This is a genomic window from Streptococcus sp. 2021WUSS109, assembly GCF_044427305.1.
In the GTDB taxonomy this organism is placed as follows: Bacteria; Bacillota; Bacilli; order Lactobacillales; family Streptococcaceae; genus Streptococcus; species Streptococcus suis.
In genome coordinates this window covers 1-6,943 of the sequence record NZ_JAOTGF010000039.1, presented here as the reverse complement: position 1 = coordinate 6,943, position 6,943 = coordinate 1, and the positions used below count along the sequence as shown (strand labels likewise).

The 6,943-nt window shown below is 43.8% G+C and carries 4 protein-coding genes, 12 tRNA genes, 1 rRNA gene and 1 pseudogene; all 18 read left to right on the top strand.

All coding sequences use genetic code 11. The features are described 5' to 3' along the window. The first annotated feature begins 10 nt into the window (after positions 1 to 10). Positions 11 to 126 (top strand): 5S ribosomal RNA (gene rrf / locus ODU37_RS10380). 5 nt (positions 127 to 131) lie between these two features. Further along, positions 132 to 204 (top strand) — tRNA-Val (locus tag ODU37_RS10375). Between the two features lie 5 nt (positions 205 to 209). After that, positions 210 to 280: transfer RNA gene (locus tag ODU37_RS10370), tRNA-Gly, on the top strand. 30 nt (positions 281 to 310) lie between these two features. Then, a tRNA-Ile gene (locus ODU37_RS10365) sits at positions 311 to 384 on the top strand. Positions 385 to 390: 6 nt separating this feature from the next. Then, positions 391 to 462 (top strand) — tRNA-Glu (locus ODU37_RS10360). 5 nt (positions 463 to 467) lie between these two features. Next, a tRNA-Ser gene (locus ODU37_RS10355) sits at positions 468 to 557 on the top strand. Between the two features lie 10 nt (positions 558 to 567). Next, positions 568 to 641 (top strand) — tRNA-Met (locus ODU37_RS10350). A gap of 15 nt (positions 642 to 656) precedes the next feature. Continuing rightward, positions 657 to 729 (top strand) — tRNA-Phe (locus ODU37_RS10345). 20 nt (positions 730 to 749) lie between these two features. After that, a tRNA-Tyr gene (locus tag ODU37_RS10340) sits at positions 750 to 830 on the top strand. A gap of 7 nt (positions 831 to 837) precedes the next feature. Then, positions 838 to 908, top strand: a tRNA-Trp gene (locus tag ODU37_RS10335). Between the two features lie 7 nt (positions 909 to 915). Further along, positions 916 to 988: transfer RNA gene (locus ODU37_RS10330), tRNA-His, on the top strand. Positions 989 to 999: 11 nt separating this feature from the next. Continuing rightward, positions 1,000 to 1,071, top strand: a tRNA-Gln gene (locus ODU37_RS10325). A gap of 11 nt (positions 1,072 to 1,082) precedes the next feature. After that, positions 1,083 to 1,166 (top strand) — tRNA-Leu (locus ODU37_RS10320). A 196-nt stretch (positions 1,167 to 1,362) separates the two neighbouring features. After that, positions 1,363 to 1,827, top strand: a pseudogene (gene tnpA, locus ODU37_RS10315) (IS200/IS605 family transposase). 555 nt (positions 1,828 to 2,382) lie between these two features. Then, complete coding sequence (locus tag ODU37_RS10310; RefSeq protein WP_105158699.1) at positions 2,383 to 5,493, top strand: SEC10/PgrA surface exclusion domain-containing protein; 3,111 nt, start codon at positions 2,383 to 2,385, stop codon at positions 5,491 to 5,493. A gap of 6 nt (positions 5,494 to 5,499) precedes the next feature. Next, positions 5,500 to 6,330, top strand: a complete 831-nt coding sequence (locus ODU37_RS10305; protein ID WP_105158700.1) for a hypothetical protein — start codon at positions 5,500 to 5,502, stop codon at positions 6,328 to 6,330. A 39-nt stretch (positions 6,331 to 6,369) separates the two neighbouring features. Beyond that, the gene (locus ODU37_RS10300) at positions 6,370 to 6,531 is read left to right on the top strand and encodes a hypothetical protein (protein WP_153600796.1); all 162 of its coding nucleotides are present in this window, start codon (positions 6,370 to 6,372) and stop codon (positions 6,529 to 6,531) included. Next, a complete protein-coding gene (locus ODU37_RS10295) occupies positions 6,528 to 6,719 on the top strand; it encodes a hypothetical protein (protein WP_044758884.1) in 192 nt (63 codons plus the stop codon). Before ODU37_RS10300 ends, ODU37_RS10295 begins: the two co-directional genes overlap by 4 nt. Positions 6,720 to 6,943: the final 224 nt, after the last annotated feature.

Genomic DNA, 6,943 nt, shown 5'->3' with positions numbered 1-6,943 from the left:
GACTCAGTAGTTAAGTGACGATAGCCTAGGAGATACACCTGTACCCATGCCGAACACAGCAGTTAAGCCCTAGAACGCCTGAAGTAGTTGGGGGTTGCCCCCTGTTAGATACGGTAGTCGCTTAGCAAATTGGGAGTTTAGCTCAGCTGGGAGAGCATCTGCCTTACAAGCAGAGGGTCAGCGGTTCGATCCCGTTAACTCCCATATAAGCGGGTGTAGTTTAGTGGTAAAACTACAGCCTTCCAAGCTGTTGTCGCGAGTTCGATTCTCGTCACCCGCTTTGAACATAGTTCATACCCAAACTTGGTTTGGGCGCGTAGCTCAGATGGTTAGAGCGCACGCCTGATAAGCGTGAGGTCGGTGGTTCGATTCCACTCGTGCCCATTATATGGTCCGTTGGTCAAGGGGTTAAGACACCGCCTTTTCACGGCGGTAACACGGGTTCGAATCCCGTACGGACTATATTTGGAGGATTACCCAAGTCCGGCTGAAGGGAACGGTCTTGAAAACCGTCAGGCGTGTAACAGCGTGCGTGGGTTCGAATCCCACATCCTCCTTTTCTACTACCGCGGGATGGAGCAGCTAGGTAGCTCGTCGGGCTCATAACCCGAAGGTCGTAGGTTCAAATCCTGCTCCCGCAATTTCTTTAAGAATTTGGCTCGGTAGCTCAGTTGGTAGAGCAATGGATTGAAGCTCCATGTGTCGGCGGTTCGATTCCGTCTCGCGCCATTAATTTAATATTATATTTCGGAGAGATAGCGAAGAGGCTAAACGCGGCGGACTGTAAATCCGCTCCTTCGGGTTCGGGGGTTCGAATCCCTCTCTCTCCATACCTTTACGGGCATAGTTTAAAGGTAGAACTAAGGTCTCCAAAACCTTCAGTGTGGGTTCAATTCCTACTGCCCGTGTTATATGGCGGGTGTGGTGAAGTGGTTAACACATCAGATTGTGGCTCTGACATTCGGGGGTTCGATTCCCCTCACTCGCCTATTTTAATATTGGGGTATCGCCAAGCGGTAAGGCAAGGGACTTTGACTCCCTCATGCGTTGGTTCGAATCCAGCTACCCCAGTTCAACTATATGCCGGCGTGGCGGAATTGGCAGACGCGCTGGACTCAAAATCCAGTGCCCTCACGGGCGTGCCGGTTCGACCCCGGCCGCCGGTATAGTTTATAAAGAAGAAACGTTGATTTATCAGCGTTTCTTTTTTTGCTTATGTGACTTTTAGTCCGTCACGCTCCGTAAGGTGCGTGACAAATAAACCACCCGCTATGCGGGTGCGCGACGAAGGTTATACCAAAAAACTCCAAACGCGATACAATAAAGGTGTTCAAGCCAATTGTAAAGCGAGAGGAGAAAAGTATGGCACAAAAGGCACATAGTTTATCACATACAAAGTGGTTGTGTAAGTACCACATTGTCTTCACACCTAAGTATAGACGAAAAATCATCTATAATCAATATTGAAGTAGCTTGGGAGAAATATTCCGACATTTGTGTAGTTATAAAGGCGTAGAAATTATCGAAGGACATCTGATGCCGGATCATGTTCATATGTTAGTCAGTATTCCTCCGAGATTAAGTGTATCAAGCTTTATGGGTTATTTAAAAGGTAAGAGTGCTCTTATGATGTTTGATAAACACGCCAATCTCAAATATAAATTTGGCAATCGTCATTTCTGGGCAGAGGGATATTATGTAAGTACAGTTGGACTTAATGAAGCCACAATTAAGAAATATATACAAGAACAGGAAAAACATGATATAGCACTTGATAAGCTAAGTGTAAAAGAGTATGAAGATCCCTTTAGGGATAATGGCAAGTAGTACGAATGCCTCTTTAAGAGGCTAGTGACGAGTCAAAAGCAGTGAGGCTTGAACAAAGTGAAAGCCAGCGTCTTTAGGCGCTGGCTGGTGATGTGGGCTTATAGCCCTTGTTCAAACCACCCGTTTGACGGGTGGTCATGATTTTGTCTGGCGGCTAGGGTGGTTTTAGGATCAGAATATTTCTGACATTGTAGTAATGTTAGATTTGCTATAGTACTTCTACTTTAGTATGTTGATAATGGGAAAGTTGAGAAGGTGGGCTTCTGAAAATTGATACAGTTGTTTCCTGTATTTAAGGTGTTGATTAATTTGGGCATGGAAAATAATGCTTTCAGTTTTTCCTTTGGGCTGATGATAAGCTTTTATGGGGCTGTTTGAGGATTTCTCTAAGCGGTGAAAGTTTTGTCATGGGGCTGTTCTTCTTATCTCTTATTGACTTGGAAAAGTATGTAAAAATTTTAGATTTTTTTTTGACAAATCGCTTGTTATACTAGTATAACAAGGCTTGACTTTACAGCAAGCCTTTCCTAATTGCAAAAAAAGGAGATTCAATTGATGGGCAAGAAACTGATAAAGAGCACAGCTATTGGAGTAGCGTCTCTTAGCTCATTTGTAATTGCAAATGGTGTGCATGCTGAAGAAGCTGTAAATACCCCTACAAGCCCTGTAGAGAGCCCTGAGGTGTCTCTGACAGCTAGTGTAGATATTGAGACAGTATCAGGTGTTATCGTGACCAATGGTACTGCTGTTGTAACAGAAACACCGACTGAAGCAACGGTTGATCAGGCGGCTACTATTAAGACTGCTGCTGACCAGGCTGTAACTGTTCAGACTGCTGTGGTGGTGGATGCGAGTGTTGTTGAAGAAAATGCCGCAAACGTGGTTGAAAGGGCCACAGAAGTGGTTGCAGAGGCTGAAACAAACAAGGCCGAAGTAAGGGATGAAAACATTGCGAATGCTGAAACTGGGGTGGCTGATACGCAAACAGCTATTTCAGAAGCTGAAAGCAAGGCTACTCAAGCCGCTGAAAACACAGCTGAAGCACAAGTAAAAGCCGATGATGCACAAGCTAAAGTAAATAGTGACCAAGCGGCCATTGACGCTCAAGAGACTGTTGTGGACAATGCTCAAACAGCTGTGGATAATGCACAAGCAGTTCTAGATGGCGCTGGTAAAGAGACAATTACCGCAGAACGTGACGATGCTGCAAGTGACCTTGAAGTTGTTAGAGCAGACGAAACCAAAGCTCAAAGCGACCTTACTAAGGCTCAAGAAGCTGATGCAAAGAAAGCAAGTGACTTGGCAACTGCTAAAGACACTGAGGCTACTCAATCCGCAACTGCTGATAAGACTGCAAGTGACCTTGCACAAGCGCAAGCAGACGCTACTAAAGCGGCAGCTGACTTGGTAAATGCCAATATGGCGGTTGATAAGGCCCAGAAGGTACTAGACGGTACTGGAGCTGCTGCAATTATCGCAGAACGTGATGATGCACAGGCTGACCTTACACAAGCACAAGCAGACGAAACCAAAGCACAAAGCGACCTTGCAACTGCACAAACTGCGGATGCTAAAAAGGCCAGCGACATTGCAAGCCTTACTGAAACACAAGCGCAACAACAAACGACTGCTAAGCAAACAACTGGAGCTCTTGCACAAGCACAGGCTGATGCGAAAACTAAAGCCGACGCAAAAACAGCTGCCGACAACAAAGTGGCAGAGTTGACAGCTAACATCGCAGCTTTTGATAACTTAACAACACCAAAACTGTCACAAGATGTTATCAATGCTTATAAGGCATTTGTGAAGGATAAGTCTCAAAGCAATAAAGATGCCTTGTTTGATGCAGTCAATACATGGTATACAACCGATATGGTTGGCTATACTAAAACAATGGTAACTCCTGTTGACACAACTGTGGTTGACCCCGCAAACATGACAGAAGAGCAAGTAACAGCTTTATACCAGTATTATGTTCATATTGGTAATGCAATTCGTAGACAAATATGGGGTGCTAATAATGAAGATGTGATCGTCACAAAAGATGCCGTACAAGCTGCTATGCAAATTGCTAAAAATTATACAGCTGAAAACGATAACACGGGTGACCACAGTTATACCGCATTAAGAAATGATGGCAATAATAATGTAAGTTACAACTCGGAGGGGATTGCATTCATCTCCACTAAAACTACCACCATGACTCAGTTATATCGGAACATTTTCAGTATGTCAATCAATACATGGGCTGGTGATTACAACCAAAATTATGCGCATATTACAAACGAATATTGGCATTTTCCACGATATGCTGGTAGTGGTACCGTTAATGTACAAACCAGCGGAGCCTTTGTTACAAGCGTAACACCTGGTGGATTTGGACGTGCTCATACTATCCAATTTTCCGACAACAGTGGCAACACTATCGCATCACCATACGACACAACAGCCCTTAAGGCTGAATTGGCAACTGCTAAGACAGTACAGGCTCAAGCGACACAAGCTGACAAGCAAGCACAAGCAACCCTTGCTAGTGCAACGACTGCTAACAATCAAGCTCAATCAGCTTTACAAGCAACTACGGCTCAATTGACTACTTTGAAAGCTACTGCTGACCAAACACCAGCAGCCCAAGCTACCTTGACAAGTGCAACCACTGTGCGTAAAGCCGCTGAAACGCGCCTTGCTGCTGTTCAACAAGCTGTTGACAACCTCAACGCTGACGTAGCAACCAAGACTAAAGCCCTTGAAGATGCGAAATCGGTTCAAGCAAAAGCTGTCGCAGCAGACACAAGTGCCAAAGCAACTCTTGCTCAGGCAAGAACTACAAATGACAAGGCTCAGGCAGCACTTACTGCAACTCGTGCAACCATTGCAAGCCTTGAAGCAATCGCTGACCAAACACCAGCAGCCCAGGCTACCTTGACAAGTGCAACCGCTGCTCGTCAAGCTGCTGAAACTCGCTTGGCTAAGGCTCAACAAGCTGTTGACAACCTCAACGCAGATGTAGCAACTAAGACTAAAGCTCTTGAAGATGCGAAAAGTCAATTGGCTGCTGAAGAAGCAAAATTGGCTCAACTGAAAGAAGCTAAGTCTACCAGCGAAGTCGTTCTTGCAGAAGCTCAATCGAAAGTAGAGGCATTGAAGGCTGAAGAAGCTAAGATTGCAGATGAAATCGCTGTATTGAAATCGCAACTTGCCGAACAATTGGCTAAGCTTACAGCACTCAAAAATGCTGACCAAGTCCTTGCAGACGCTCAAGCGGAGCTTGCAAAAGCTATCAAGGCTCACACTGCTGCTAAAGCAACCCTTGACGCTGAAATTGATAAGTTGGACCAATTCTTGAAGAACCAACGTGATGCTAAAGCTCAATATGAGGCTGTGAAGGAGGCTTATACCCAAGCACAGATTGTGGCTCAGAGACAAGCTATCAATGATGCAGGCGGTCAACCGATTGCTATCACAGATAAAGTTGGTAAGATTGTGGGCTACTTTGATGGCAACCAAACTGCAGGTACTAAGCTACAGCCAATCACTTATAGCAGAGTTGAAAAGTATAGACAGCTGCCACAAACGGGCTCACAAGAGAGCCTTTTGGTATTGTTAGGCTACACGGCCCTTGCTGGTCTTGGACTAGGTTATGCAAAAAAACGGAGAAGAGGATAGGAAAGAATGGCAGAACAACAAAATATAAACCAATTTGGTCGCGAGGAACTCATTGATATTTTGCAGTATTTGTATGTGCAGATTGATGAATTCTTTACTATTAAGAATAAAATGTCTTTTATTGTTGAACAGACTATTAGTACACGTGTTAAACAGGCTACAACAGCTAAGTATAATCGGAATGGAAATATTGGTGGTATCATTTTTGCCCTGATGGGAGTGGTTGAACTCGGCAATAATTTTTTCAACGCTCTTTTCATGATGGGGGTGATGTATCTATTTGGGCAGGCTACAGTCCGTCTCTTTATGTGGCTTATGGCTAGACCGACTAATAAAAAACATTCGGCTTTCGGTCTCAATTATACTGTAAATGTACTTAGTAAGAAACAACTTGAGAAGGTTACTCAAGAAGCAACTGTTGAAGCGGAACATTCTCAAGAATATCAGTCGCTCCTTGCAGATAAGTTAGCATTGGAAAGCAACCAGACACTTCTTTATTTCTTGTCTCTGATCCCTGATAATTTTGCAAATTTGACAGATTTTGCAGGCATGTTGGTCTTGTTGCAGGATTTCCGTGCAACGAATTTCCAAGAAGCTGCCAACCTTTGGCGGACAGAACAGCATCAGCAATCTGTGATGAATCAACAGAAAAAAATGGCGGAACAATTGGCGCGGAGTCATGCTCAAATTTCACAACTGCGTGATCAGGCAGAGCGACTTCGTAAAGGGCAGGCTCATTTGGAAGATGCCGCGGCAAGGGCAACTATCCAGAATGCGCGAGCTAATGAAAAATTAGCTAACATGGAGCGTTACGGCGTCCATGCAACTATTCGCTGATTCAAATGAACTGGAGAAGTCCTGGTTTGTAGGAGAAAGATGAAAAAGAAATTATTGAGATTAGGTTTTGTAGCCTTGTCAGTTTTGGTGTTAACGGCTTGTCAGGTGGGAACGAAAGAATATCTATCGGTTTCTTTTAAAAAGAAGATTCTTTTGTTAAAACTTCTACAGATTTCTATGTTTACAATTTCTCTAAATTGATTATTGACAAGGATGGTATTGTTACACTAGAAGCACCGAGTGAAGTAGATAAAGATAAAATGGTTAAGCTATCTGCTCAGTCGGATCATTTTTATCGTGATAGTATCAATGATGTCTATGCAAGTTTGACTAATCTCGAGTATAGGGATGTTACAACAGAGGTGGAATCTGCTGGTAACAGATGGTAAGAATAGTTTGAAATGAAGGAACACTGAGAAACTGGTGTTTCTTTTTTATTAAGAGGGCTTATGAGTTGCTATGGATAGATCTACTCTTTTTCAGTAAATGAACTGCTCCCTGTCAAGTGGACAATGAAATAATAAAAGATTAGGCGACGGCCTTGTTCCTCATTTCAAGAGGGGCAAGGCCGTTGTTGCGTTCTTGAAATCGTTGATGATTATAAAAATAGATG